The 25,696-nt window shown below is 46.4% G+C and carries 28 protein-coding genes and 1 riboswitch; of the genes, 7 read left to right on the forward strand and 21 right to left on the reverse strand.

Translation table 11 applies throughout. The annotated features are described in order from the left end of the window. Positions 1-101: 101 nt before the first annotated feature. The 4 genes from QWY16_RS17985 to QWY16_RS18000 form a co-directional block, all read right to left on the reverse strand. Entirely contained in the window at positions 102-581 is a 480-nt protein-coding gene (locus tag QWY16_RS17985) for a quercetin 2,3-dioxygenase (protein ID WP_300990609.1), read from the reverse strand. A gap of 53 nt (positions 582-634) precedes the next feature. Continuing rightward, positions 635-1,111 (reverse strand): cupin domain-containing protein, encoded by a 477-nt coding sequence (locus QWY16_RS17990; RefSeq protein WP_300990610.1) that lies wholly within the window; start codon positions 1,109-1,111, stop codon positions 635-637. A 166-nt stretch (positions 1,112-1,277) separates the two neighbouring features. Beyond that, positions 1,278-1,718: an Ohr family peroxiredoxin gene (locus tag QWY16_RS17995; protein WP_300990611.1), complete on the reverse strand. Its 441-nt coding sequence runs from the start codon at positions 1,716-1,718 to the stop codon at positions 1,278-1,280. Positions 1,719-2,035: 317 nt separating this feature from the next. Continuing rightward, complete coding sequence (locus QWY16_RS18000) at positions 2,036-3,364, reverse strand: copper amine oxidase (RefSeq protein ID WP_300990612.1); 1,329 nt, start codon at positions 3,362-3,364, stop codon at positions 2,036-2,038. A 556-nt stretch (positions 3,365-3,920) separates the two neighbouring features. Here QWY16_RS18000 and QWY16_RS18005 point away from each other — a divergent pair. From QWY16_RS18005 to QWY16_RS18020, 4 genes are read left to right on the forward strand one after another with little or no spacing between them, the layout of a single operon-like run. After that, on the forward strand, positions 3,921-4,874 hold the full coding sequence (locus QWY16_RS18005; protein WP_300990613.1) for an ABC transporter permease: 954 nt from the start codon (positions 3,921-3,923) through the stop codon (positions 4,872-4,874). Then, the gene (locus tag QWY16_RS18010; RefSeq protein ID WP_300990614.1) at positions 4,871-5,722 is read left to right on the forward strand and encodes an ABC transporter permease; all 852 of its coding nucleotides are present in this window, start codon (positions 4,871-4,873) and stop codon (positions 5,720-5,722) included. Before QWY16_RS18005 ends, QWY16_RS18010 begins: the two co-directional genes overlap by 4 nt. Next, a complete protein-coding gene (locus tag QWY16_RS18015) occupies positions 5,703-7,301 on the forward strand; it encodes an ATP-binding cassette domain-containing protein (RefSeq protein WP_300990615.1) in 1,599 nt (532 codons plus the stop codon). Before QWY16_RS18010 ends, QWY16_RS18015 begins: the two co-directional genes overlap by 20 nt. Beyond that, entirely contained in the window at positions 7,294-8,862 is a 1,569-nt protein-coding gene (locus QWY16_RS18020; protein ID WP_300990616.1) for an ABC transporter substrate-binding protein, read from the forward strand. Before QWY16_RS18015 ends, QWY16_RS18020 begins: the two co-directional genes overlap by 8 nt. Before the next feature lie 282 nt (positions 8,863-9,144). Here QWY16_RS18020 and QWY16_RS18025 read toward each other — a convergent pair whose 3' ends face one another. The 8 genes from QWY16_RS18025 to QWY16_RS18060 all read right to left on the reverse strand — a co-directional run bounded on the left by QWY16_RS18025 (position 9,145) and on the right by QWY16_RS18060 (position 14,746). Then, on the reverse strand, positions 9,145-9,618 hold the full coding sequence (locus QWY16_RS18025) for a hypothetical protein (RefSeq protein ID WP_300990617.1): 474 nt from the start codon (positions 9,616-9,618) through the stop codon (positions 9,145-9,147). A 149-nt stretch (positions 9,619-9,767) separates the two neighbouring features. After that, entirely contained in the window at positions 9,768-10,592 is an 825-nt protein-coding gene (locus tag QWY16_RS18030; RefSeq protein WP_300990618.1) for an urease accessory protein UreD, read from the reverse strand. A 1-nt stretch (position 10,593) separates the two neighbouring features. Continuing rightward, entirely contained in the window at positions 10,594-11,205 is a 612-nt protein-coding gene (ureG, locus tag QWY16_RS18035; protein ID WP_300990619.1) for an urease accessory protein UreG, read from the reverse strand. Between the two features lie 35 nt (positions 11,206-11,240). Then, positions 11,241-11,927, reverse strand: coding sequence for an urease accessory protein UreF (locus QWY16_RS18040; RefSeq protein WP_300990620.1), 687 nt, complete (start codon positions 11,925-11,927; stop codon positions 11,241-11,243). Then, positions 11,920-12,375, reverse strand: a complete 456-nt coding sequence (ureE, locus tag QWY16_RS18045; protein WP_300990621.1) for an urease accessory protein UreE — start codon at positions 12,373-12,375, stop codon at positions 11,920-11,922. Before ureE ends, QWY16_RS18040 begins: the two co-directional genes overlap by 8 nt. 11 nt (positions 12,376-12,386) lie before the next feature. Continuing rightward, on the reverse strand, positions 12,387-14,099 hold the full coding sequence (gene ureC, locus QWY16_RS18050; RefSeq protein ID WP_300990622.1) for an urease subunit alpha: 1,713 nt from the start codon (positions 14,097-14,099) through the stop codon (positions 12,387-12,389). Further along, on the reverse strand, positions 14,096-14,419 hold the full coding sequence (locus QWY16_RS18055) for an urease subunit beta (protein ID WP_300990623.1): 324 nt from the start codon (positions 14,417-14,419) through the stop codon (positions 14,096-14,098). Before QWY16_RS18055 ends, ureC begins: the two co-directional genes overlap by 4 nt. Before the next feature lie 24 nt (positions 14,420-14,443). Beyond that, the gene (locus QWY16_RS18060; RefSeq protein WP_300990624.1) at positions 14,444-14,746 is read right to left on the reverse strand and encodes an urease subunit gamma; all 303 of its coding nucleotides are present in this window, start codon (positions 14,744-14,746) and stop codon (positions 14,444-14,446) included. 401 nt (positions 14,747-15,147) lie between these two features. Here QWY16_RS18060 and QWY16_RS18065 point away from each other — a divergent pair, with 401 nt between their 5' ends. Then, entirely contained in the window at positions 15,148-16,020 is an 873-nt protein-coding gene (locus tag QWY16_RS18065) for a DMT family transporter (RefSeq protein ID WP_300990625.1), read from the forward strand. 30 nt (positions 16,021-16,050) lie between these two features. Here QWY16_RS18065 and QWY16_RS18070 read toward each other — a convergent pair whose 3' ends face one another. The 3 genes from QWY16_RS18070 to QWY16_RS18080 all read right to left on the reverse strand — a co-directional run bounded on the left by QWY16_RS18070 (position 16,051) and on the right by QWY16_RS18080 (position 17,093). Further along, positions 16,051-16,287, reverse strand: a complete 237-nt coding sequence (locus QWY16_RS18070; protein ID WP_300990626.1) for a hypothetical protein — start codon at positions 16,285-16,287, stop codon at positions 16,051-16,053. 114 nt (positions 16,288-16,401) lie between these two features. Further along, complete coding sequence (locus QWY16_RS18075) at positions 16,402-16,941, reverse strand: DUF2179 domain-containing protein (RefSeq protein WP_300990627.1); 540 nt, start codon at positions 16,939-16,941, stop codon at positions 16,402-16,404. Positions 16,942-16,970: 29 nt separating this feature from the next. Further along, complete coding sequence (locus QWY16_RS18080) at positions 16,971-17,093, reverse strand: hypothetical protein (protein ID WP_300990628.1); 123 nt, start codon at positions 17,091-17,093, stop codon at positions 16,971-16,973. A gap of 267 nt (positions 17,094-17,360) precedes the next feature. Here QWY16_RS18080 and QWY16_RS18085 point away from each other — a divergent pair, with 267 nt between their 5' ends. After that, complete coding sequence (locus QWY16_RS18085) at positions 17,361-17,720, forward strand: hypothetical protein (RefSeq protein WP_300990629.1); 360 nt, start codon at positions 17,361-17,363, stop codon at positions 17,718-17,720. Positions 17,721-17,779: 59 nt separating this feature from the next. Here the strand turns inward: QWY16_RS18085 and QWY16_RS18090 are convergent, their stop codons facing one another. From QWY16_RS18090 to QWY16_RS18115, 6 genes are all read right to left on the reverse strand, one after another. After that, positions 17,780-19,285: a sodium:solute symporter family protein gene (locus QWY16_RS18090; RefSeq protein ID WP_300990630.1), complete on the reverse strand. Its 1,506-nt coding sequence runs from the start codon at positions 19,283-19,285 to the stop codon at positions 17,780-17,782. Between the two features lie 117 nt (positions 19,286-19,402). Further along, positions 19,403-20,794, reverse strand: coding sequence for an LLM class flavin-dependent oxidoreductase (locus QWY16_RS18095; protein WP_300990631.1), 1,392 nt, complete (start codon positions 20,792-20,794; stop codon positions 19,403-19,405). Between the two features lie 116 nt (positions 20,795-20,910). Then, positions 20,911-21,017, reverse strand: a riboswitch (SAM riboswitch). Positions 21,018-21,270: 253 nt separating this feature from the next. After that, on the reverse strand, positions 21,271-22,122 hold the full coding sequence (locus QWY16_RS18100) for a CPBP family intramembrane glutamic endopeptidase (RefSeq protein WP_300990632.1): 852 nt from the start codon (positions 22,120-22,122) through the stop codon (positions 21,271-21,273). 181 nt (positions 22,123-22,303) lie between these two features. After that, positions 22,304-22,864: a maltose acetyltransferase domain-containing protein gene (locus tag QWY16_RS18105; protein WP_300990633.1), complete on the reverse strand. Its 561-nt coding sequence runs from the start codon at positions 22,862-22,864 to the stop codon at positions 22,304-22,306. Between the two features lie 159 nt (positions 22,865-23,023). Beyond that, positions 23,024-24,373 carry an MmgE/PrpD family protein gene (locus QWY16_RS18110; RefSeq protein ID WP_300990634.1) on the reverse strand — a complete coding sequence of 450 codons (1,350 nt, stop codon included), beginning with the start codon at positions 24,371-24,373 and terminating at the stop codon, positions 23,024-23,026. Then, positions 24,370-25,029 carry a GntR family transcriptional regulator gene (locus QWY16_RS18115; RefSeq protein ID WP_300990635.1) on the reverse strand — a complete coding sequence of 220 codons (660 nt, stop codon included), beginning with the start codon at positions 25,027-25,029 and terminating at the stop codon, positions 24,370-24,372. Before QWY16_RS18115 ends, QWY16_RS18110 begins: the two co-directional genes overlap by 4 nt. 302 nt (positions 25,030-25,331) lie before the next feature. Between QWY16_RS18115 and QWY16_RS18120 the strand changes: the two genes are divergently transcribed. After that, positions 25,332-25,667 (forward strand): SRPBCC domain-containing protein, encoded by a 336-nt coding sequence (locus tag QWY16_RS18120; RefSeq protein WP_300993519.1) that lies wholly within the window; start codon positions 25,332-25,334, stop codon positions 25,665-25,667. Positions 25,668-25,696 lie beyond the last annotated feature (29 nt).

Raw genomic sequence — 25,696 nt, forward strand, 5'->3', positions numbered from 1 at the left:
TTTTTGTTTCAGGAGTCCTGGACGAAATTTCAAAAGAAACTCTGCTGATTGAAACACCTAACCCCCTTCACTTTATAAGTGAAGGGGGTTAGGTGTTTCAATTATTCCAGCAGTTCTTCAAGATTATATTTCTGAGCAGCCTTCATAATTTTATCTTTATCCGGAACGACAGTATCCGGCGGCAGTTTAAATTCTTCTGCCGGCACACTTGCTTCTACGAAAAATTGTTCGAATCCGGCCGGTGTAACTATGACGAGTATTTTGGCAGGCCCGTCCCCTTCAAACTTATACATATGGCGAATTCCCCGAGGCGTATAAACGAAAGTCCCTTGTTTAGCCAGAATGGTTTTTTCACCGACGGTAAACGTTGCTTCCCCTTCCAAAACATAAAAGATTTCTTCTTCATTGCGATTGGTGTGCATAGGAGCTGCAAAACCCGGCGGATGCGTTAATTCAACCATGCCGAATGCACCGCCTGTATCTTCAGCCGTTGCCTTCATTTCCAGCAAGCTGCCGAGAAACCAATACGCTTTGCCCTCGCCGCGAGCAAATGCAAAAGCATAGTTTAATTGTTCTTTCATCTTGCTTACCTCCCGAGTATTTCACGGGCTTTATTTTTTATTCAACACATTTGTTAGCCCAGTATTTCAATGCCATTTTTCTGAGCAGCTGCCATCACTTTGTCCATATCAGGAACGACAGTATCCGGTGGCAACTTAAATTCTTCTGCCGGCACACTTGCTTCGATAAAGAATTGTTCCATTCCAGCTGGCGTTACTATGATTAAAATTCTCGAAGGAACCGTTCCTTCACTCTTATACATATGAGCTATCCCGCGCGGAGCATAAAGAAAAGTTCCCGGTTTGGCCATGATGGTTTTTTCGCCGATTGTGAATGCCACTTCTCCTTCCAAAACATAAAAGATTTCATCTTCATTTTGATGGACATGCATGGGTGTCGCATAGCCGGGTGGATGCAGAGATTCAAGCAAGCCAAATGCGCCATTTGTATCCTCAGCTGATGCCTTCATTTCGACTAACGTGCCTATAAACCAATACGCTTTTCCTTCGCCGCGAGCGAATGCAAAAGCATTATTCAGTTGCTGTTCCATCTTCCTTACCTCCCAATTCGTTAAACAGAATAATTTGGCCGTCGCAATTCTTATATTTGTAAGTGTAGAATAGACATTTCTGAAAACCTTCGGAACACTCCGCAGCGATTTTTCATAAGGCCACATCCACGTTTTTTACAGATTGCTTAACCAAACCTTATCAACTTTAGGCAAGGGACTCGTAAACAGCTACGGCTACGGTTATGTCAACATTGTTTTTCATCGCTTTTGAAAAAGGGCATACTGCATGCGTTTTGTCCGCCAGTGCTTGCACCGCCTCCTTCTCCATTCCTTTGATCGCCACTTCCAACCGCAATGCTAATTTAAAGCTATTGTCTGATGGATCTGGATGAAGCTCAACGGTCGTAGTGGTTATTGGTTCCCCAGTGACTCCTTCCTTTTTCATTATTCTGACCAATACGAAGTTGAAACTGGTACTGTAACCAAGCGCCAAAAAGTGGCCTGGAGTAAATCCTTCCCCGGTTCCTCCCAATTCCGTCGGGTGGGATACTTTAGTTGAAAATGAACCATCTGCTAAATAACTACTTCCCTCCGGTCCGCCTACATTGGTTGCCGCTGCCTGAAATATAAAATCAGAACCAGCCATTTTCTACATCTCCTTATACGTTTTAAATTCGCATTAATTATACGCCTTTTATCAGCTAATTTCTATGTTTTTATCAGAATATTCCGTTTTATTATCACGCGTTGAAAAAGAATAAAAATAGTCTTTGATTTATTTGAATCAATTTTATAAATCGGCCAGTCCGGTGCCACACGCTTTTTATAGGACAGAGGCCATTTCATCGAACTTCTCGCTGGAAATACATAAAAACGTCCGTAAATGTCCTAAAACACTTTACGAACGTTCTTTTTTCACATATTTTCACGAACGGTTTATAGCCAGGCTTTTCGTCTTTCAGATTAGCTTTGCTTGCTTATACGCAGAGCAATCGTTGTCGTCAATCCAGCCAGCATCAATCCGCCGAGAATCCACATGAATGGCATTGAAGATTCGTCTGCTGTTCCACCCATTCCGGTTTTCGGCATTTCGGAAGGCATTTCTGCCACACCGAATTGGTCCGGGAATTGATCAACAATGGCAGCGGATAGGCCAGCTGCCGGCATGGTCATATGCTCGTAAGCCTGACGAATCGAATTGTAGGCTGTATCGTAATCGCCGGCTGCGTATGAATCAAAAGCGACAAGCAATTGATCAACGTGGGCAGTTAACCCTTCTTCCAAAGCATTGGCTGGCACGCGCCCTTCCGTTGCAGCGTCGAGAAGTGCCGCTTGTTCAACAATATACGCATCCAAGTCCGCTTTTGCTTGTTCCTGTCCTTCGGCATTGCCTTCCCCCGTTGCCACTACATAATCTACAAAGTAGCCGATATGCGATTTCCAGACTTCAGCAAACTGCGCTGCAGATAAATCATCCGCATTGGCAATTAAAGCAGCCGATGCCTGTTCAAAACTCTCTGCCCCATCAGCGCCATCCTGCATCGCCATTGCCGCGAGCCCAGCATGTTCGGTGAACGTCATATTCAATTGAGCGCGAAGGTCGACAGCCGGTGTATCCGGATTCGTGTTGTCGAATTTCTCCGGGAATTGGTTGGTGATGGCAATCGACAAGCTTTCAGCGAACATGCTCATATGATGAATGGATTCCCGTTCCAATGCATATGCCGTTTCAAAGTCTCCCGCAACGTAAGCGTCAAATGCTTCGACCAGCTGGTCGACGTGCATGTCCAGCCCTTCCTGGACAGCTGCTGCTGGCAAGCCGCCTTCAGTTGCAGCATCGAAGAACTCGGATTGTGTTTTCTTGTATTCTTCCAAATCCGCCAGTGCCTTGTCTTTTCCTGCCTGATCCTCTTTAGCAGTCGCAGTTACATAATCAACGAAATAACCGATATGCGATTTCCAGATTTCATCAAACTGTGCCGCTCCTTCTTCGACGTAAACGGAAGCAACTGCCGCTTTCAAATCATCCGCGTTTGCCAATAGCGCTCCGGATGCCTGGTCAAAATCTTCTGCTCCGTCCACACCTTTTCTCATCGCTTCAACTGCTAAAAAGGCATGTTCGGTTAAAACCGTATCCAATGCAATCCGAAGTTCAGCTGCTGGTGTCGCTGTGCTGCTTTTCACCGAAGCTTCGTTGGAAGAATGTGCTCCGTGGCTATCCGCCAATGCAGCAGTCGGTACGAGCAGAGAAAGCGTTAATGGAAGAGCGACCAATAATTTGTTGATTTTCATCAAAAACATCTCCTTTTTCCTGTTTTAATTTAGTTCTGACTACTAAACGGAACAAGGAATGTTTTAGATCACTTTTTTCAGAAAAACCTTAAAATCTTTTTGTGTCAGTTGCACTTCATTGTGCAGAAGGAGGTTTAATCATGAACTATTCACTTCAGCAGCGGCAGGAAATAAAGCTCTCGACGACCGTCGAACTTCGCTAAGCGATTGAACCTATGAACTGAATCAGTACATACGGGCACAGCAGCTCGAGCATCCCTTAATCGAATTAAGTACTTCAATGCTGAAAAAGCTTAAAGAAGCTTTTTCATCTTTTCATCTGGATGAGACTATTTAACTATTTTTTATATTCGTTCTGAAAATGTAGTTTCTTATTCTGCCATTGATCGATTCTCCGTGTTCTCTCATAAAAAATGCCGGAAAAGCCCATTAAATCAATACTTGAAGCGGCATGCGTTAAGATTTAAAAAGAATTCGCCGTATGCTAGAATAGGACATGGTGTTTGATGATTTCCCATCAAAAATCCACTATTTTTTTATAGAAAGCAGGAAGAAAATGGGACGTTTTATTGTAAAGCGTATCGTTGAATCGCTTTTTGTGTTAGTTATTGGCAGCATGCTTTGCTTTGCCTTTATCCGTGCTCTTCCTGGTGATCCGGCCGCAGCTATGTATGGAGATCAGCTGCAGAAATTGAGTGAAGCGGACCGGCTCCGCATAATAGAAAATTTGGGGCTGAATGAAGCATTGCCTATCCAGTATGCCAAATGGCTCGGCCAAATTTTTCAAGGTGAGTGGGGGCACTCCACCATTTCCGGAATGGATGCCGCCGCAGTAGTTGCCGGCTCCTTGCAGCCAACCTTCCTATTATTGCTGTCTTCCCAGTTTCTGCTGCTTTTGCTGGCTGTCTTGTTCGGTGTCTCCACCGGCTTAAAGCACCGTTCGCTGTATGACCATGCAGTAACTGCTGTCAGTTTCATCTTTCTGTCCATTCCTCCTTTCTGGTTCGCTTTGATGCTCATGATTTTTTTCTCCGTTCACTTGGGCATTCTGCCTACATCCGGAATGGGAGACGGACAACTCCGATATATTCTACTGCCATCGCTCGTCCTCGCTTTATCACATGCCGGTTATTATATCCGGCTTTTGCGCAATCACATCATTATTACGAAAGATACTGGATTTATCTTTGCTTTAAAAGCACGCGGATTTTCGCAATGGAGCATCTTAAAAAACCATCTGCTGCCTAATGCCTCCATTCCCTTATTGTCCTACGCCGGCATGTCGCTCGCGGTTTCTTTGGCAAGCTCGATTGTAGTGGAAACCATTTTTTCTTGGCCAGGCCTTGGCCGCCTGGCCTTGAAATCCGCACTTGCCCATGATTATCCGGTTTTATTGGCCATCCTCATGTTGAGCATGGTATTCGTCATCCTGGTTAACTTATTTGTGGATCTTCTTTGTGCCTGGATTGACCCACGGCTGCGCCATCAAGTGCTCGGGGAGGGGAAATGATGGACATAAGACGCCATTGGTTCATAATTTTCACCGTTTCCTCATTTACTGCGCTTCTTGCTGCCGTCTTGTTTGCTCCTTTGCTGACAGTCCATGATCCACTGGCAGTTCAAATGAACAGCATTCTCCAGCCTCCGAGTTCCACTCATTTGCTTGGAACCGATGAACTGGGTAGAGATGTGTTTTCCCGTCTCTTGTATGGCGGCCGGGTTTCCATAGCCGTTGGTGCAGCGGCCATGGCCGTGTCAGTTGCATTGGGAATCTTCTATGGCGCTATCAGCGGATTGGCTGGCGGTGGAATTGACCGGCTGATGATGCGCCTGATCGACGCACTTCTAAGCATCCCTTCTCTCTTATTGATGATTGGGCTGCAGCTTGTTTTTTCACCTAGTTTGACGGCAGTGATTCTAGTGATCAGCCTGACCAGCTGGATGCCTATTGCCCGGCTGATCCGTACAGAACTTATCGCTATGAAGAAAGATGTTTTTATACAGGCTTCCACAGTGGTAGGAGCTTCTTCGTTTCAATTGCTGCGCCGGCATATGCTGCCGCAGTGCATTCCAACCATTATTGTGCTTGCGGTCAGCGGAATGAGTCATGCCATTCTTGCTGAAGCCACCCTCAGCTTTCTGGGCATCGGCATCCCGCCGCAAGAACCTTCATGGGGCAATATGCTTATGGGCGCCCAAAGCCATTTGCTTTCAGGAGCCTGGTGGCTGGCAGTGTTTCCTGCCGGATGCATCATGTATACCATTTTGGTTATCAATATCTTAGGCGACAAGCTGCAGGACCGCCTAGCGGCACCGCAGTTCAGAAAGGGGGATAAAAATGAGTGGATTTCTTCTTGAAGTCGATCGGCTGACGATTGTCCAACAGCAACAAGCAGTCGTTTCAGACCTCTCTTTCTCCGTTCGAAAAGATGCCATAACCGCCATCATCGGAGCAAGCGGCTCCGGAAAAAGCCTGACGGCAAGAGCTCTCATTGACCTGCTGCCGGATGGCCTCTCTATTGGATCCGGCTCTGTCCGGTTTTCGGGGGAAGCTGTATTTTCAATGGATAAAAAGCGGCGAAAGCATTATCTCGGGAAAGAAATCGGCATTGTTTTTCAAGACACCTGGCAAACATTTGATCCAATCCAAACAATTGGCCGCCATTTTTTAGAGCTGTTTGCCGCTCATTCTTCGTTATCAAAAAAAGCGGCGAAAGAACAGGCATTGCACCTGCTTCGCCAAGTGCAGCTGAATGATGCCGAAAAGGTTTTCCGCTCCTATCCGCACGAGCTTTCAGGCGGTATGCGGCAGCGGGTTCAATTGGCTCTTGCCATTTCGATGAACCCCTCGTTGCTGATTGCAGATGAACCGACGACCGCGCTCGATCTACAGATCCAAGCCGAGATGATCCAGCTGATCAAAGACTGGCGGCAGCAATCGGGGAGCTCGGTTTTATTTATCTCGCACGACCTGGGAGTGGTATCCCAAATCGCTGATGAAGTGATTGTCATGAACAAGGGAAAAATAGCGGAATGGTCCCTGGCCGATAAGCTATTAACCGCTCCCCGTTCCCCCGAAGCCAAGCAATTGCTGGCAGATTATTTGCTGCTCTCCGGTTCCAGTAAAACAATCAACCGTTCCAGCAGTAAACTCATCATGAAAGTTGAGCATGTGACGAAACAGTATATAAAGAAGAATTGGTTTCAGCAAGAAGTAATCCCTGCAGTGACAGATGTATCCCTACATATAGCGCAAGGAGAAATCGTCGGGCTAATCGGAGAAAGCGGCGGCGGCAAAAGCACTTTATCCCGGTTGATGCTCCAATTGGAGCCATGTACGAGCGGAAAGATCCGATGGCTAGGAAACGAGCCCTTCCGCCAAGGCATTCAATGGGTGCATCAAGACCCTCTTGCTTCTTTCGACCAGCGCTGGACCATCGAAAAGATTGTCGGAGAAGGACTGGATTACAGGAAAGAAGAAAAAGAGACCAAAAAAGAGCGGGTGCATACGGCACTCCAGCAAGTCGGCTTGTCTGCTTCTGACGGCCGATTATATCCTCACCAATTGTCAGGGGGCATGAGACAGCGCGCCGCACTGGCCCGTGCCTTGCTGATGGAGCCTGAACTGATCATTTTGGATGAACCGTTTGCCAGTTTGGATATGAGCTCGCAAGCAAAACTGATTTCACTGATTCAGTCTATTAACGAGGAAGAAAATCTGGCCGTTTTATTCATTACGCATGACATTCAAGTTGCTTTGGCAATCTGCCAGCGGATTTACGTAATGGAAAAAGGGGCTATCGCAGAAGAAGCGGATTCCAATAAAATACTTTTGACGACTCATCCCTATACAAAGCGGCTTTTATCCTGCATGCCGGGATTTGAAGCCCGCAGAAAGCTATTAAATAATAAAGTAAAGGTGGAAATAAATGAATAAAAACAGATTGAAATTTTTACTGGCCGCTGCTTTGATTGGCCTTGCAGGATGCAGTCAGGAAAGCGGCAACTCGGCAGATTCAGCTGAAATGAAACAGCTCGTTTACGGAATGGCTTCTGAAATCGAGAAAGTCAATCCGGTGCTGGACGAGAGCCAAGAAATCGATGCCTTGCTTTTTCGGGGATTAACTAAGCCCAATGCTAAAAATCAAGTAACCCCTGATTTGGCAGAGAGCTGGGAAATTTCAGATGACCAATTGACTTATGTCTTTACACTTCGCCAAGACGCTGCATGGCAAGACGGAGAACCGGTAACGGCAGAAGACGTGAAATTCACATTCGACCAAATCCAGAATCCTGAAACGAACACACCTATTGCCGGCGAATTCAATGAAATTGCAGCAGTGGAAGTGACTGGTGATTATGAAATAACAATGATTGTGCACCGGCCCTTTCCCCCTCTTCTGGATAAGCTAAAAATCGGCATTATTCCTGAACACCTGCTGCGCGGCGAAGATCTCAATACGACGGAATTCAATCAGAACCCTGTCGGCAACGGTCCTTTCAAATTGAAGAAATGGGGCAGCGACCATACGATCACACTGGAACGCAATGAAGCGTATTACGGACCCGCTCCTAAGTTGGATGAAGTGGTCTTTAAAGCCGTACCGGATGCCAATACGCGGATTCTTCAATTGAAAACCGGTGAAATCGATTTGGCGCTTATCGCACCCAACCAATTGGCCAGTACAAAAGAAAGCGATCCCTATTCGGTACATGAAATACCGACAGCCGACTACCGGGCAGTGCTGTATAATTTCGACTTGCCTTTGTTCCAGGACAAACGGGTCCGCCAGGCGATGAATCATGCGGTAAACCGGGATGAATTGGTGAAAGGGATTTTGGCCGGTAAAGGAGAACCGGCATACGGGCCTTTGCAAAAATCATGGGCTGGAACTTCTGATGAAGAAGGGTATACTTACAACCCTGAAAAAGCGGAGCAGCTTTTGGCAGAAGCCGGATGGGTTAAAGATTCTGATGGCGTGCTTGTAAAAGACGGGCAGCGGTTCGAATTCGAGCTCGTCTCTCCCATCCAGGACACTGTACGTGTAGCGCTTGCCAATGTCGTGTCGGAACAGCTGAAAGCGTTCGGCATTGTGGCCAAGCCGAAACCGGTTGATCAGAATGCCATCGACTACGACAGTGAAGATGCGCTGATCATTGGCTGGGGCAGTGAATTTGATCCGGATGACCATACGTACCGCCTGTTCCACAGCAGTGAAATAGGCGACGGGCATTACAACTTTGGTTCCTACCAGAATGCCAAAGTCGACGAATTGCTGATGAAAGCAAGAACAACGGCAGATGTGGATGAACGAACGGCTTACTACCATCAGTTTCAAGAAGAACTGACGATTGATCCACCGTATAATTTCCTTGTTTACCTTCAAGCTTTATATGGCGTCAACGAAAACGTGACAGGAATCAGCACACGTACGCTCGGCCACCATGGCTTCGGCGTCTTGTGGAATATCGAGGAATGGGATAAGAAGATAGAGTAAGAGTGAGATTAAAAAAAAGAAAGTCCTGCAATTAAGCAGGACTTTCTTTTTTGCTGTTGAGAAATTTTTGGCCATTTTTATTCATTTCGCTCCAGGGCGGACGCTTTCCGCGGGCACGTCTTCAGCTGCTTTCTTTGCTCCTGCGATTACTCGTCGCAAATTGAAAAAATATTCGCTACGCTCAGTCCAAGGTCTTCAGCTCGTGTCGCTTCGCTGCTTTGTCGCAAAGCCACTGGCAGAAAATCGGTTTAGTGAGTTATAAAACCGATTTTCAGCTTTCTTTTATTTATCTTCTTCTTTCTTAAAATCTGCATATTTCTCATGAATCTCCGCTTCAATTGCCTGGACTTGTTCATCTTCCAGCTTTTGCTTTGGCTGCGGATGGAACCATTGGATTTCACTTTCATGGACGAATCCTTTGTATTGCTCGCCTTTCACTTTCAAAGTGAATTGGTGGCGCTTATATGCTTTATCTTCAAAAATCGGCTTAACTTCCAATTCTTTCGTATCGCTTGAGATACCGTATTGTACCATCAGCTTATGGATTACGGATTCAATCGCATCTATTTTTTCTTCACCAATTATTTGCTTTGGATGCGGGTGCAGCCAGTGAATTTGGTCTTCATGAAAATGGCCTTTGAATTCATGATCCTCTATCTTGAATGTAAACGCGTATCTTTCATGTATCCGGTCCTCAAACACCGACTTCACTTCAAAATCTTTCAGTACTGGTTCATCCCTCTTTTCTTCAAACATGTTCTTGTCCTCCTTAAAACATTTTCTACTTTGATAATTCCCCCTCATTATAAAGTAAGTATCCCGCTTTTACGAAAGAATGCTATCACTTTCACGCGCTTTTTATTAAAAAATCTATCAGCTTTCCGAACTGATAGATTTTTTAATGCTTAATACTTTCTTAATGAGTTGGGCGTTATGCCGAACCACCGTTCATGGATTAATCGATGGCATTCGGCGATTATTCTTTCGATTACTTGCGTTGAATTTGCCAATATTCGAATACTGAAACCTGAAACCACCAATTGCGATAAACCGAATTTCACATCGGCTCTTTGGCAAAGGATCGCTTCATACAGATCATTGAGCAGTTCGCTGTCTGTTTGTTCACCAACGACAATCATTGAACCGATATGGCTGTATCCTTCCATAAATCCTAAACCCTTGATGCTCTGCTTTTCCGGCGACAGTTTAATATGGTCAAATACAGCAAGTTCGCCATCGACATAGATTTCATTGATCAATTGGACAGTGTGATAGGTGAACTTTCCGCCATTCGGCGACCAGCCGGGAGTCAGGATATCGGTATAAAGAAATACCGCACCGGTCTCCATCCGGACCGTATTTTTTTGCCGATAACGTGCATTCTCATATGCGATCAATGGGTCAGGCAAAAATTCCAGATAACTGCCTTTTTCTAATAGGATGTCCGTTTCTTGATAAGCATGGCCTTTCGGCGTCTTATACACTTTCGTTGCTGATTGCGTCGTTAAAGTAACTTTAGAGCCTTCTTTGGCTGTTATTTTCATCCGGTAGCGGTCTCCGTCTAAATAGCCGCCGCCCGGATTCAGCAAGTAGTAGCAAACTTTTCCCGTCTCGTCATGGTAAATCGGCCGCATCACTTTGAATGCTCCTTGAAAAAACACATTCTTCGCTACCGTCTTTCCTTTTCTTTCTTCTAAATCGAGCGATAACTCGCCTGTCCATAAGGTCATATTATTCCAGCCCTTTTAACAAAACATGGGTCTTCAGCCATTCGATGACTTCATCGAGCCCTTCCTCAGTTTTTAAATTTGTAAACACAAACGGTTTGTCGCCGCGGAATACTTTGGTATCTGAAGCCATGACATCCAAACGGGCGCCTACATAAGGAGCCAAATCGGTTTTGTTGATGACAAATAAATCAGATTTGATCATTCCCTGGCCGCCTTTTCGTGGAATCTTTTCTCCTTGTGCCACATCAATGATGTAAATTGAAAAATCGACGAGTTCAGGGCTGAACGTTGCGGCCAGGTTGTCGCCGCCGCTTTCAACGAAAATAAGCTCGACTTCTGGATGGCGCTTCACCAATTCGTCGATTGCCGCAAAGTTCATCGAAGCGTCTTCACGGATTGCCGTATGCGGACAGCCACCCGTTTCAACTCCAATGATGCGGTCTTCCGGTAATACACCATTTTCCATCAAAAACTTCGCATCTTCTTTCGTGTATATATCGTTTGTAACGACAGCCATATCAATTTCATGTTCTAAAGTGCGGGTTATTTTTTCAACGAGCATGGTTTTTCCTGCTCCTACCGGCCCGCCGACACCAATTCTAATCGGTCCCATTCAAACACTTCCTTTTCTCTATAAAAATTTCATCGTTATGACATAAAAATTCGGATATTCACGCGTTCATGCTGCATTTGGGAAAGTTCAATCCCAGGTGAAGCAATTCCGAAATCATCTTCTGTCAACTCCATAATCTTCTGTGCAGCCAATTGCAATTCAGGATGGAATTCATGGGTGATCATGATTCCAGCCGTCTGCCCTAAAGGAATTGCGCGGACAGCATTTTGGACAAGACTTGAAGAAGCGGAATACAGATAGTACAAAACGGCATCTTCCTTCGAGACATTCAGCCCGTGGGCAATCATCGTAAAAACAATCGAAGGGTGGGCAAACGCCTGCTTATTTCCAATGCGTTCCCTGTATTGTGCGAGCACCGGGAAATCGTATAGCGATTGGGCAATTTTCAGCAAGCGGTCCCCGATCATTTGAGTGCCTTCCCGTGTTTCCCTCGGTAAATTCTGTACCATCAGCATCCGGTCCCATTTCCATATTTCCTGCAAGTCCTGTTTCTCAAGCGCATCGTATACCAATCGGCACACAAGGCCGTCCGTGTAGATCAATTGGTCATGAACATAAACTTTGAGCCAATCAAAGAAGGTCTTTTGATCTTTTATCACATCCGCTTGTATATAGCTTTCCAAACCGAACGAATGGCTGAACGCTCCAGTCGGCAAGCCGGAATCACATAGTTGAAACAGTGAAAGCAGGTTTTTATTCATGGCTGTGGCCAATATGGCGAAAGGCTTTTTTCACTTTGCGTTCTTCCCGTCTAAAAGGAATCTCCAATTCCCGCAGGAGATCCACCACCAGGTAATCGTATTGGACAAGCATGTCGTTGCCTTCAAACTGAGCGGGCAGGTGCCGGTTTCCAAGCTGATGGGCGATGTTGCCCATCTCCCCTATCGTGTTGGGGCTGATGACGATCAAATCATCGGATAGCACGTCTACTACAATCATGTTTTTGTCGTCCATGAACAGGACATCGCCTGCCACAAGCTCGCGCACTTCTTTTAAGCGGATTCCGAGTTCGTTCCCGTGATCCGTTTTAACGCGCTGAATCCGTTTAAGCAAATAAGCGCTCTCCAAATATACTTTTTCAATATGGCGTTTGTTGATCTCCTGTTCGTCCATATCTTCTATATTCGTAATTACTTTTTCTATAATCAATGCCCTTCACCTCAGAATAAGAAATATCGCTGCCCCATCGGCACCTTGTCTACAGGCGCGCAAGTCAGCAGTTCTCCGTTTATTTTTACTTCATATGTTTGCGGATCCACTGTGATATCAGGCGTTTCCGAATTCAGTTTCATGTCTTTTTTCGATAGCGTGCGGATGCCTCCAACAGGCAAAATGATTTTTTGCAGCCCGAGCATGTCATGGACACCGCTGTCAAAAGCCGCTTGAGAAATAAACGTAGCAGAGTTTCTTGATAACGCCTTGCCGTGCTGGGCATACATCGGACGTGAAATATACGGCTGCGGCGTTGGAATAGATGCATTGGCATCTCCCATCAAGCCGACTACAGCCATTCCATTTTTCAGCACCATTTCAGGTTTCACCCCGAAAAATGCTGGATTCCATAAAACCAGATCCGCCATTTTCCCTACTTCAATCGAGCCGACATGAGCTGAAATGCCATGGGTAATCGCCGGATTGATCGTATATTTTGCAATATAGCGTTTTGCCCGGTTGTTGTCCGCATATTCACTGTCTCCTTGCATGACACCGCGCTGCATCTTCATTTTGTCTGCTACTTGCCATGTTCGTATGACTACTTCCCCTACTCGTCCCATGGCTTGGGAGTCGGAGCTGACCATGCTGAATACACCCATGTCTTGCAGGATGTCTTCAGCCGCAATTGTTTCGCGGCGTATTCTGGAATCGGCAAAAGCTATGTCTTCTGGCACTGAAGGATTCAAGTGATGGCAAACCATCACCATATCTAAATGTTCATCAATTGTATTGACAGTGTAGGGGAGGGTGGGGTTGGTTGAAGACGGTAATATATTGTGATAGCCTGCTGATTTGATCAAGTCTGGCGCATGTCCGCCGCCTGCTCCTTCTGTATGGTACATATGGAGGACGCGATCTTTCACTGCCGCCATTGTCTGTTCCATGAATCCGCTCTCGTTTAAGGTGTCGGCATGGAGAGCCACTTGGATGTCGTATTCCTCGGCAACACTTAGCGCGTGGTCAAGAGAAGAGCCGGTTGCGCCCCAGTCTTCATGCACTTTTAAGCCAATGACTCCGGCTTTTACTTGTTCTGCTAAAGGTGCGGCAGTTGCTGCATGTCCTTTTCCTGTGAATCCGATATTGATCGGCAATCCTTCTGCCGCTTCAAGCATCCGGTGGATATTCCATTCACCCGGGGTAACGGTTGTGGCTTTCGATCCGGCTCCCGGACCCATGCCGCCGCCGATCAATGTAGTCGTTCCGGCTGAAAGCGCTACTTGGACCTGTTCAGGATTTACGAAATGGACGTGTGTATCGATGGCGCCTGCTGTGACAATCAGCCCTTCACCTGCAATCACTTCGGTTGCTGCTCCGACGATGATATCAACATTGTCCATGATTAGCGGGTTTCCGCTTTTTCCGATGCCGAATATTTTGCCGTCGCGAATAGCAAGATCCGCTTTCACAATTCCGGTGTAGTCAAAGATAATAACGTTCGTGATGACGACATCTGCCACCCCATCTTCACGTGCCGCAAGAGGATGCTGCCCCATTCCATCACGGATGACTTTCCCTCCACCGAATACCATTTCTTCACCATATGTCGTAAAATCTTTTTCAATTTGTATAAACAGATTGGTATCGGCAAGACGTACGGCATCACCAGTAGTAGGGCCGAACATTTCTGTATATTGCTTTCTGGACATTTTGAAACTCATGATTCATCCCTGCTTTCCAGTGGACCATCCACTTTGTTATTGAAACCATATACCCGGCGTTCTCCAACAAACTGAATCAGTTGTATTTCTTTTTCGTCTCCCGGTTCAAACCGCACTGCCGCTCCTGCAGGAATATCCAAGCGCTTTCCGTAAGCCTCTTCGCGATTGAACTGAAGAGCTGGATTCACTTCATAAAAATGAAAATGCGAACCTACCTGTACGGGCCGGTCTCCTGTATTAACAACGGAAATTGTATAAACTTCTCTTCCTTCATTGCAAATGATATCTTCATCTCTTAATACGTATTGTCCTGGTTCCATATGTCGATTCCTCCTATGATCAAGTTAACGAATGGGGCTGTGGACAGTCACCAGTTTTGTTCCATCAGGGAATGTGGCCTCTACTTGAATGTCTTTGATCATTTCAGGGATGCCTTCCATAACGTCATCCCGCGATAAGATGGTTGCTCCGTATTCCATCAATTCCGCAACCGTCTTTCCATCTCTCGCTCCTTCTACCACTTCATAAGTGATCAGAGCCATCGCTTCCGGATGGTTAAGCTTCAATCCTCTGTCTCTGCGCCTTTTGGCAAGGTCTGCAGCTACTACGATCATCAATTTATCAATCTCCCGAGGCAATAAATGCATGGTTGTACCTCCTCTCAATTTTTCTCAGAAAGTAAAAAAAGCCCTCTCAGAGACTTTCCATAAGAACAAATTATAAATTTCTGAATTTTTAGCAAACTATACGCCTTTTCTTTTCCCTGAGCTTCCGGCTTTTAAACTCCCTGATTAGACGAACTTAGCATAGGGGAATTTAAAGGTAAAGAGACCTTGTGCAAAGCAGTTATTTATAACTACTGAAAGTTGGTATAAGGTCCCATCCTGCAAAGAGAGACAGCCGCATTGCCATATGCTAAACTGTGGAATGGAACAGCCGCAATAAGAAGAAATTCTTTGAACCTCAGTATTACGGATAGGAACAATAAAAGAAAAAGCCCCCTCTTTCTTTTTTCTTTTTGATTAGCAGAAAGGCAGGAATTTTGGTTTTGAGGAATAAAATATGGTTCACTTATGCAATCCTTTTGTTTTGTGTTATCGCCTGGGGCAGCAATTTTGTCTTTGGCGCCATTTTAGTAGCAGTTTTCGATCCCAGCATCATCGCTGTTCTGCGTTTGATCTTTATCTTGTTTTTTCTTTTCTTCGTGACGTTTCGGGCTGTAAAAGTCCAGAAACTGACCGTTCACAATTACACCTTCCTGGCAATTGCCGGATTTATAGGCGTCTCTTTAAACCAATGGAGCTTTTATGCAAGCCTCCAATTCACTGAGCCGGTAACGGCTGCTTTAATCCTTGCGCTCTCTCCCATCGTGACTTCGCTTCTTTCTTCTTATTGGTTTAATGAAAAGAAAACCGCACGTTTCTGGTTCGGTTCCTTTATCGCATTAACGGGCGTCTGGCTGGTCATTTCAAATGGCAGCCTGCTGATCCCAAGCATCGGCAAAGGAGAATTATTGATTGCGCTGACAATGCTTTCTTTTTCGGTATTTTTGATTTTCGTCCAGCATTTGTCCAAGACAATCCACCCGGCTGTTATTACTTGGTACAGCAATGTTTTTGGTGTCATCGGATTGATTCCTTTTATCCCTTGGGAAAATGCCAGCCAAATCTGGGCAATCCCGATTCCTTATTGGCTGCTGCTGATTGCGACAGCCGTTATTATGCACGGCTTATGTACGCTCTTATGGAACAATTCCATCCAAAAGGTAGGCGCTTCAAAAGCCTCCCTTCTGCTGAATTTAGAACCCTTTATCGCGATGCTTTTCAGTTTGATGATTTTGGGTCATGCCATTCAAATGCTTCAAGTAGTTGGGGCAACTATCATTCTTGTCGGCGTTGCCATTTCTCTTCGGACAAAATAAAAGCCCCTCCAAGTGGAGAGGCTTTTATTTTTATTCTTCGTCCGGTACATCCAAAATCTTTATCGTCTTGAAACCAAGAATGACTTTATAATTGAGTCCCCAGTTGGCGGAGATGACTTCAAATTCAGAATCCGTGACTTTGAAATGCATGACGGTGTCGTGCTCGTCGTCAATGACGATGTAGGTATTGGCATTTGAAAACAGCGTGAATGATTTATGCGCGATCAATGTCCAGCCATGTTTCAGGCCGTGGCTTTTGTTGCCCATGACTACACCTCCCTAGCGGATTCAAAACGGCGAAGAGATTTTCGTCTCGTTTTATCCATTATAACGACTAACGATGAAAAAAAGCAGACGCATTCGCGTCTGCTCAAAAAGTTTTTACGCTCTTCGGTTAATCCCGCCTGCAGGTTTAATCGGATTCGTAAGAAACCCGCCATTATACCGATTTGGTTCGTAGGAAATGATAAAAGCCTTCGGTGAGAGCCCGGTCACAAAATCACGCAGTTTTTTCTCGTTTTTCCGCTTCGCCAGGACTTTCATGCAAAGTCTTGCTCCGTCTTTGCCTTCCGCCATCCAAGAAGTGACTCCATAGCCTTTGTCGCGAACTTGAAGCGGCAGTTCCAATTCCAAAGCATCGACGATAATGTCAAAAACGATATAGCCAAGCGCCAAACGATTTTCGATAATGCCTCCGAGATAAACTCCCAGTCCCCAGCCAGCACAATAGGCGGCAACATTCAACGGCTTATCCAAGTTATCAAGAACGATGGTCAATCCTATTAAATAGATGAACACTTCTCCCATGGACAAAACTGCGGCAACTTTCCGGTAACCCTTGATGACCAGAATCATGCGCAATGTAAAAAGGGTCATGTAAGCAACGTTGATAAGGATAATAAGCAATAGAAATGAATTCAAGTTGTCCCCCCTGGCGTTAAAATAGCCGATCAGATAAAATCGCGTTCAACTTCAAAACTTCTGCATATATCGTAAACCACTTCGTCTCCTTCGAGTGCTTTCAATTGGCTGGTGATATCGACTGGTTTAAGGCCATATTGCCTTCCTTCCAACAGGGCAATAACCTGACACTTGATTGCTGTTTATGTTAGCACAAAGAAATCGGAACAATCAATGTTTTCTATAAATATTTACTTTTAAAATATATTAGCGTGTTTACGGATCAATGAAGAGAGCCATCACTCGGTGGCGATTGCCTTATTCAAGCTGACTGTTAAACGGCGATAACCCTGAAACGGCAGATTATAGATGAAAAATGTTTGCTTCCCTTACCAAGTCTTCTATAATGAAAGAAGTCTCACTAAAGAAGGAAATGAAATATGGAACAAACATTATGGTTTATTTACGCAGCACTTTTAGGCACGACCACTATTGGTTTTTTGATCCACAGCCGCCATGCGGATTTTCCGATTAAATTCGATTTGGCTGTATCCATTGTGACATGGATCGGATTGTTCGGTTTTGTGACCAATAACCAGATTCTTGATCCGCTTGTATGGAAAATCGTCTTTTTCGGTGCCCTGCTCTGGGATATCCTGTTCGCTTTTAAACTGAAAAACAAGTTTGAAGCACAAGAGCCGGAAGCGGCAACCGGTGTCGCCGGCACCCTGTTTATGGCAATCTCAACAATCATCTTGCTCGGGCCTTTGTATTATGGCCTGTTCCAATATGCGTTTTAACTAAAAGAAGGACCTCCCAGCATTAAGGAGGTCCTTCTTTTTGCATATTTTGCACATATTTAAATGGCTTGCTGCGCTGTTTTATCCCGTTTCTTGGCTGCTTCCGCAAGCAGGCTTCCTGAAATCATGGAGAAGAAGCCAAGCATCGAACTGAAAAACATAGCCTGGAATACATGGCTGACAGTTCCAGAACTTGTCAGGAACATATAGCAGCCAGCTCCGCTGATGACCGAAGCGATGGCTCCGGTTTTATTGGCATGCTTCCAGAAATAGCCGAGACTGATAGGCGCCGCAATGCCGCTGATGATGGCAGAAGTGCCGAAATTGGTCAGCAATGCTAGTGATTCCGGCCGGTTGAGCGACATATACAGCGAAATCAACCCAATAAACACCAATGAAATCTTCGAGGCTTTGAGCACTTTGCCATCGATTTCCTGTTCCGACAGGTTTTTGTTCTTGTACAGCAGTGGAACTGCCAACACTTTATAGAGGTCATTGCCGATGCTGTTGGTGATGCCGAGATACAGGCTGTCAGTCGTCGACAGAATGGCAGAAATCAATCCCATCACCAGCAAGGCAACAATGACGACCGGGAAGGCTTCCATGATATACGCCGGAATGGCACTGTCCGCTGAAGCCAAACCCGGCAAGATGACACGTGCGGCAAGGCCGGCAAATACCGAAAAGATGGACAAGACAAAGAGGGAAAGCCCGGCTGTTAAGGTGAACGTCCGCAAATCCTCTTCTTTTTCGACTGTCAGCACTTTATTCATCAGATGGGGCAGCAGCACGAACGAAAACAGCAGCCACTGGATACTTAAGATGGCAAAGCCGCTATAGAAAGGACCGCTTTTTGAAAGAGGTGCCACCAGCGCCGGGTCAATTGTGCGAAGTTCCGAGTGGAGCGTGCCGAAGACATTCCAGCCGCCGCCGATTGTCCATAGCAGCGACACGAACAACAAGATTGAAACGGCCGCCATTGCCGCACCTTGTACACCGTCGCTGACAATCTGGGCAAACGCGCCGCCGAGGCTGACGTAGACAATGGTGATGCCGACACCGATCGCAATGCCCCACATATACGGGATGCCGATGACTGTTTCAAACATTGTAGCAAGCCCGACATTCTGCCCCACAATATAGTAGATATTGAACAACACCAGAAGCGCTACGAGGACCTGTAGTGCTTTGCTATTATAGCGGTTGCCAAGCCATTGCGGAAGCGTCAGGCTGCCGCCATTCTTCTGGCCATAGCGCCAGAAAGTCTTTGTGAATAGCAGCAAACCGAGCCATGTCACGCCAAAGCAGCCAATGGTATACCATAACGTCGACAAACCATATGTATAGGCCCAGCCCGGAACACCGAGAAACAAATTCGCGCTTGCGTAGGAGGTGCCGAAGCTCATGCCGACCAGCGCCGGGCTTATCTTGCCTTTGGCAAGAGCGAAGCCTTTCATCGAACCGCTGTGAACAGCACCTTTCTTACCGAGCCAAGTCGTCCATGCAAAATAGCCAATAAGCATTACGATGATAAATGGAAGCAACCATGTTGTGTCTTCACGCATTGCCATCTTCTCCTTTCCGTTTCGGTTTTGGATAGATTTTATTCCATAGCGTCAATCCGGCGATCCAAAAAACCGCGACACTGATCCAGTAAGCTGTAATCACATCCATTCCCCCTTCTAGTTTTCAATTGGCTGATGCAATTGCTTATAGCTGGCACCAGGATGCGTTTCTTTCAATCCGGTCTGGCCTTTGCCGTAAATTTTTTCGCGGTACGTGCCTTCTGCATATTCTTTTTGGACAAGGCCGCGTTCCTGCAAGACAGGAATGACGAGTTCGACAAAGTCCACAAAGCTTCCAGGGGCAAGTGTATAAGCAAGGTTGAAGCCATCGACTCCTGTTTCTTCCACCCAATATTCGATTTCATCAGCGATTTGTTCCGGTGTCCCCACTGCCACTGGGCCTCTGCCGCCAATGCCGACAAATGTGGCAAGTTCGCGGATGGTCCATTTGCGGTCTGGATCGGCACGCGTAAACACTTCGACTGCTGATTGCATGGCGTTGCTTTGAATATACTCCAACGTTTCGTCTGGATCGTAGCCTGAAAAATCGATGCCCGTCCAACCGCCGAGAAGTGCGAGTGCCCCTTCATAACTGACATAGCTTTTCAGTTCTTCGTATTTGGCTTGTGCTTCCGCTTCTGTTTTTCCGACGATCGCGGTGAACGTTGTGTAAACGATGACGTCTTCAGGATTGCGGCCGTTTGCCTGGATGCGTTCGCGCAATGCGGTTACCCCTTTTTTCACCACTTGGGTTGTGGGGCCGGCAGTAAATACCGATTCCGCATGCTTTGCCGCAAACTCCCGGCCGCGAGGTGAAGCACCTGCCTGGAACAGAACCGGCGTACGCTGCGGCGACGGTTCCGACAAATGAGCTCCAGGAACTTTGAAATATTCCCCTTCATGCCGGATGTCGTGCACTTTTGAAGGGTCGGTGTAGACTTTCGCCTGTTTGTCCCGGACGACCGCATCGTCTTCCCAGCTTCCTTCCCATAGCTTATAGCAGACTTCCAGGTACTCAGCTGCGAAATCGTAGCGCTGGTCGTGGTTCATCTGGTCTTCAAGGCCAATATTGAGTGCTGCGCTTTTCAGATAAGAGGTAACGACGTTCCAGCCGATCCGTCCCTTAGTCAAATGATCCAATGTCGACATGCGCCGTGCAAATGTATAAGGATGTTCATGACTGACCGAAGCTGTAACACCGAAACTCAAATGTTTCGTGACTGAAGACATCAACGGCACTACCAGCAGCGGATCATTGACCGGAGACTGGACGGCGTTGCGGAGTGCAGCATCCCGGGATCCGTTATAAACATCATAAGTACCCAGTACATCCGCCAGGAACACTGCGTCGAATTTCCCTTTTTCCAATAGCTTGGCAAGTTCAATCCAATACTCACTGTCTGTGTAAGTATGGGAACGGTCGTCTTCATGCAGCCATAAGCCCGGAGACTGATGCCCACCAGCACATACCATTTCAAATGCGTTCAAGTAAATTCGTTTCTTCGTCATATTCATCCTCCTCATTGTTAATCATGAATTTGTGCGGCGACGTCAGCTGAAAATATAAAAGCCCTCTTTTCTCAACAATCGAGAAAAGAGGGCCGTATAAATAGACAGAATCCGCTCTCTTATCTCCCAAGAAAAAATCTTGCTGGAATTAGCACCTTTCTGACAAATGTCAGAGGTTGCTGAAGCGTCAACGGGCCAGTCCCTCGGCTTCTCTGGATAAGATTATTAAATTTAAATCCAATCATAATACTAGGATATTTTAAAGTCAACCAAACATTTCAAATTGTCCGATAAATTTTTATGGTATTCATTTACATTTTCATCTTTAAACCCTTTCTCTCATCATGTTTAAAGCGCTTCCAAAAATGCTCAATATTACTTCTGAATTTTTTCAAATTGTTTGTTGTTTTTTTCTGCAATAGGGACGGAGGTTATTATGTGTGACAGACCGGTTTTCAATTGCGGGATGTTTCTGACTATATCAGAAACCAGACCACAATAAACAGCGTCATAGCGATATGAAAGAATGCGTGTGAAATCATAGCGATTTCAAGCCCTTTTCGCCAATACAGCCAGCCGAAGACGATGCCGACAAGCCCGTTGAGCAGCATCATCCGCGTCCAGACAGCCGTCGTCATCGGTACGGCGAGTGCGGTTGCCCCGAAATGACCAAGCGCGAACAGCAGCGAACTGATGGCAATCGCGATCCAGAACACAGCGGCAGATGGCGCACTGCGTGAACGCTGGAACCCTTTCCACATGCCCCACACAAGCAAGGACATCAACCCCCACCGGAGCAGCAATTCTTCTGTAATGCCACCGTAGAATATTCCGGATAACGTGTTCAAAAGATTCCTGGACTCGCGGCTCATTTGAAGCGCCCCCGGAAGATATGGCTGAAAGACAAGATCCAGCACAAAGACAAGGGCAGCCGCTCCTGCTCCCGCCATAATCCCAATAGGAACGGCTTGTTTGAAAGAGCCTTTCTTTGGATCATCCGCTTTTCTGTTTATCTGAAAATACAGGTGGGATATCAGCCCTGTCTTGGGGGCAGTCACCAAACCCACTACTACAGCTGCCACCAGCAGAATCAGCGGATTGATCAATGACAGCAGGACAAGAACAACCACTGGAATATCAGGTGCATCGGGCAGCGTTTGCAGCTGCGATTCAATTAGAGGGATTAAAGCAGGAACCAAAAAAATGATGCCGACTGTACCGAGACCGAACAATGCGAAAAAAGTTTTCAGGAAATGCCTATTTTTCACTGGCTGTGTTTCTTGTCCGTGCGTTTTCGAAAGGTTTTGTTCATCAAAATAGCTTTTCATGACTACCCCTCCCAAATTCAATGGCTTATTTCCAATATATATAATTTTTTATTAAAAAACAGATAATTTGAAGAAACATTCAAAAAATTTTATACGCAATAAAAGATGGGCAGACTGCTGAAGCCAGATTGAAAAACAGCCCATCCCGCTTTGGAATGGGCCGGCTTTTCAGCCGCATCAGTTATTCTTCCAGTTGTTTGATGACTCTGGCCGGATTGCCTCCGACAAAGACACCCGCCGGCACGTCTTTCGTAACAACCGCACCGGAAGCGATGACGGTGTTGTCCCCGATTGTTATGCCAGGATTAATCACAGCCCGGCCGCCGATCCAGACATTTGCTCCGATCGCAACCGGCTTTCCGAACTCCAATCCTGCATTACGTTCTTTCGCATTCAGCGAATGTGTCGCTGTGTAAATATGGACGCCCGGCCCCATCATACAGTTCGCTCCAATCCGGATTTCGCAGACATCCAATAAGACGCAGTCAAAATTAGCGTAGAAATTCTCGCCAACGTAGATGTTATAGCCGTAATCGCAGTGGAATACCGGTTCGACTTCCAGTTTGTTTCCTGTCGAGCCAAACAGTTCCTTTAATAAGCCGGTTCTTCTGTTGGCATCCGCTTCCAATGACTGATTGAACAGCCGGACCAATCTCCGTGCCTGGAGTCTGTCACTCAGCAATTCAGGGTCAGTCGCATCGTAAAGTGCACCTAGCAGCATTTTCTCTTTCTCGCTTCTCATGTGATCCTCTCCCATCTATGGCTCTTTTTTATATCATCTTACTTCTCCAGACAAATGGCTACAGAAAAAAATCAATTGCCATAGATAAATGACCGGCGGAGACAGCCAAACAAAACAAAAGAAAGAGCCTCCGTTTTAAAGGCTCTTTCTCTTTTGGTATCAATTGTATATTTTTTCAGTATCGGCTTTCGTCAATTCAATCAATTCCGACAGATCCGTTTTTTCATCGATGATGTACATCGCTGTCCGAAGCTTGTTCGCACGTTCAGCGCCGATGATCGGATGGGTCAGGTTATTGAACTTTCTGGCCAAGTCTTCGTCGGTCATCGGGTTTTCAATGCTGCCTGTCGCATTTTTCACGATATGCTCAATTGTGCTGCCGTCTTTCAGGAAAGCCGTCGCATACACTTCTTCTTCTTTAACGCTGTCATCGACTTTCGGTGAAATTTTCGAACGGAATGCGACCACTTTAGAATCAACGACTTTCGCGTCTGCGTATTGCGCTTCCCCCGCATCGCCTTCAAGGAATGCGACGGCTCCTGTATGGTAGATGCTGAATTTGCCGGCAAGTCCAGTCGGCGGAGTCGGTTTGCCGGTCAGCTCCAGCACGTATTGGTTGACGGTCAATTCGATGCGTTCTACGTCTTCCGCCGCTACTTGCTTGCCAAGTGCAATGCAAGCGTCGATGGACGGGTGCAGAACTATGCCGCATGCGTAGGGTTTAAAAGCGTTCTTCAGCAGCTCCCATTGCTCTCCCCATTTGATGTTCACTTTTGACAAATCATGTTCAGGCGCTAGGACATTGGCAAATCCGCGTTTCGCTTCCAGCACTTCTGTTGAACTCGTGAAGTTCTTTTTGGCAAGCATGGCCGCCATCAAGCCATTTTGCGCCGCTTTCCCCGGATGGAACGGTTTGGTCATCGTGCCGAACATTTCCCGAAGGCCGAATGACTGCGTCCCGGCGATGCCAAGCGCCCACGTCAGCTGTTCTTCGTCCAGTTCCAGCAGGATTCCCGCTGCAATAGCCGCCCCAAAAACACCCGTAGAGCTCGTGATGTGGTAGCCAAGATGGTAGTGGCTTGGATATACTGCATTCGCAATGCGCAGTTCCGCCTCGCAGCCGAGAATAAAAGCGTGAAGGACCTGCTCGCCTGTCAGGTTCAGTTTCTCTGCAAGTGCCAGCACGACCGGAGCAACCGGGCCGCTCGGATGGTGAATGGTATCAAGATGTGTATCGTCATAGTCAAAAATATGCGAAGACATGCCATTGATCAAGCTGCCGAGCAGCAGATCGACTTTTTCCGTACGGCCGAAAATGGATACCTGTTCAGAAGAATTGATGTCTTCTTTCAGCCCAAGCACCATATCGACCGATGGATGCTTTGATGCACCAATCGCCACGCCCATCCAGTTGAACAAGCTTCTTTTGCCATGGAGCTTTACTTCTTCCGGAATGTTGCTCATTTTTGTCTTCAATACATTTTGCACCAATGTTTTCGTTTCCATCATCCGTTTCCACCCTCTGCTATTTTTTTAAACGCGTTTTCTTTCGCTTTTCGCACATGGAACCTCGCCATGCTTTCCGCAACATCCCCATCCCCCGATTGGATTGCACTAATCATCATCTTATGTTCTTCCACATTTCGCAGCGGACGTCCGGCTTGAGACAAAGACGTCGACATCATCAAGCCGATTTGCGTCTGCAGCATTGTCATGATGGCTTCCAGATAAAAGTTTTCAGACAGCCGTGTCAGCGCCAGATGGAATTCCGAATTGATGTCGGCCAATTCTTTGATATTGTTGGCGGCCGCTTCTTTTTCCGCCTTTGCGACGTAGCTGTTTAACTCATCGATGATTTCCGGTGTCTGGATTTGGGAAAGCGTCCGAGCCGCCAGTCCCTCCAGCACTTCCCTCACTTCATACAGCTGCGCCACTTTTTCCATCGTCAGCGTGGCGACTTTCACGCCTTTATGTGGCACATGCGTCACCAGTCCCTGCTCTTCAAGTTTCCGGATCGCTTCCCGGACCGGTGTCCGGCTCACGCCAATCTTCTCTGCCAGCTCTCTTTCCGTCAGCGTCTGCCCTGGTTTGATGTCCCCTGTGCGGATGGCGTTATACAGATAATCATAGACAGAGTTCTTTTTTACTTCAGTAATATGAATCATGGATTGGCTCCTGTCTTTTTAAGATGGTATACCATTTTTTAATAAAGTATAGATAAATAAGTATATTTCGTCAATTTTAAATTAAGATATGCTATATTGTATACCAATTATTCATTAATGAGTGACTCATCGTCCTTTCGGCGTTGCAATTCAACAGCACTTTAATGCAGAAACCTGTTTTCTCCGCTTGTTTATTGGTCTTTTATTCAATACGATAAAAGAAAAACGAGGAGGTTGAAGAGATGAACGATGAAACCCGCTCGGTTTTTATTGAAGCCGACCCTGAAACTGTCTGAACGGCGCTGGCAAATGACGAGAATTTTTCGGCCTGGTATGCACCTGGTTCGGTGTGGAGGATACCGGAGCTCGAAGTCGGCTGCAAGGCGCTGTTTACGCTGATGCCGAGTGAGCACAACCAGCTGGAAGAAGGCGAACATGTGGACATGAGCTTTACAATCACGGAAGTCGTGCCGCACAGCCGCTTTTCCTATACTGCAGATGACGACCAGCTCCATTTCATCTTTGATCTGCGCCCAGAAAACGCCGGCACCCGCGTGACCGTCAACATGGACGGCTTTCAGCTCAGCCTTGAGAATTTAAAGGCTTTTGCAGAAGGGCGGGAACTTCCGAATATTTAAGCGCAGACAAAAAGCAGCCGTCCCATTTG

Origin of the sequence: Planococcus shenhongbingii (assembly GCF_030413635.1) — a bacterium.
Lineage (GTDB): Bacteria > Bacillota > Bacilli > Bacillales_A > Planococcaceae > Planococcus > Planococcus shenhongbingii.

Bases quoted from the DNA above. Each gene is read 5' to 3' on its own strand.
- QWY16_RS17985 (WP_300990609.1), bottom strand. From the start codon at position 581: ATGAAAGAACAATTAAACTATGCTTTTGCATTTGCTCGCGGCGAGGGC.
- QWY16_RS17990 (WP_300990610.1), bottom strand. From the start codon at position 1,111: ATGGAACAGCAACTGAATAATGCTTTTGCATTCGCTCGCGGCGAAGGA.
- QWY16_RS17995 (WP_300990611.1), bottom strand. From the start codon at position 1,718: ATGGCTGGTTCTGATTTTATATTTCAGGCAGCGGCAACCAATGTAGGC.
- QWY16_RS18000 (WP_300990612.1), bottom strand. From the start codon at position 3,364: ATGAAAATCAACAAATTATTGGTCGCTCTTCCATTAACGCTTTCTCTG.
- QWY16_RS18005 (WP_300990613.1), top strand. From the start codon at position 3,921: ATGGGACGTTTTATTGTAAAGCGTATCGTTGAATCGCTTTTTGTGTTA.
- QWY16_RS18010 (WP_300990614.1), top strand. From the start codon at position 4,871: ATGATGGACATAAGACGCCATTGGTTCATAATTTTCACCGTTTCCTCA.
- QWY16_RS18015 (WP_300990615.1), top strand. From the start codon at position 5,703: ATGAGTGGATTTCTTCTTGAAGTCGATCGGCTGACGATTGTCCAACAG.
- QWY16_RS18020 (WP_300990616.1), top strand. From the start codon at position 7,294: ATGAATAAAAACAGATTGAAATTTTTACTGGCCGCTGCTTTGATTGGC.
- QWY16_RS18025 (WP_300990617.1), bottom strand. From the start codon at position 9,618: ATGTTTGAAGAAAAGAGGGATGAACCAGTACTGAAAGATTTTGAAGTG.
- QWY16_RS18030 (WP_300990618.1), bottom strand. From the start codon at position 10,592: ATGACCTTATGGACAGGCGAGTTATCGCTCGATTTAGAAGAAAGAAAA.
- ureG (WP_300990619.1), bottom strand. From the start codon at position 11,205: ATGGGACCGATTAGAATTGGTGTCGGCGGGCCGGTAGGAGCAGGAAAA.
- QWY16_RS18040 (WP_300990620.1), bottom strand. From the start codon at position 11,927: ATGAATAAAAACCTGCTTTCACTGTTTCAACTATGTGATTCCGGCTTG.
- ureC (WP_300990622.1), bottom strand. From the start codon at position 14,099: ATGAGTTTCAAAATGTCCAGAAAGCAATATACAGAAATGTTCGGCCCT.
- QWY16_RS18055 (WP_300990623.1), bottom strand. From the start codon at position 14,419: ATGGAACCAGGACAATACGTATTAAGAGATGAAGATATCATTTGCAAT.
- QWY16_RS18060 (WP_300990624.1), bottom strand. From the start codon at position 14,746: ATGCATTTATTGCCTCGGGAGATTGATAAATTGATGATCGTAGTAGCT.
- QWY16_RS18070 (WP_300990626.1), bottom strand. From the start codon at position 16,287: ATGGGCAACAAAAGCCACGGCCTGAAACATGGCTGGACATTGATCGCG.
- QWY16_RS18085 (WP_300990629.1), top strand. From the start codon at position 17,361: ATGGAACAAACATTATGGTTTATTTACGCAGCACTTTTAGGCACGACC.
- QWY16_RS18090 (WP_300990630.1), bottom strand. From the start codon at position 19,285: ATGCGTGAAGACACAACATGGTTGCTTCCATTTATCATCGTAATGCTT.
- QWY16_RS18095 (WP_300990631.1), bottom strand. From the start codon at position 20,794: ATGACGAAGAAACGAATTTACTTGAACGCATTTGAAATGGTATGTGCT.
- QWY16_RS18100 (WP_300990632.1), bottom strand. From the start codon at position 22,122: ATGAAAAGCTATTTTGATGAACAAAACCTTTCGAAAACGCACGGACAA.
- QWY16_RS18105 (WP_300990633.1), bottom strand. From the start codon at position 22,864: ATGAGAAGCGAGAAAGAGAAAATGCTGCTAGGTGCACTTTACGATGCG.
- QWY16_RS18110 (WP_300990634.1), bottom strand. From the start codon at position 24,373: ATGATGGAAACGAAAACATTGGTGCAAAATGTATTGAAGACAAAAATG.
- QWY16_RS18115 (WP_300990635.1), bottom strand. From the start codon at position 25,029: ATGATTCATATTACTGAAGTAAAAAAGAACTCTGTCTATGATTATCTG.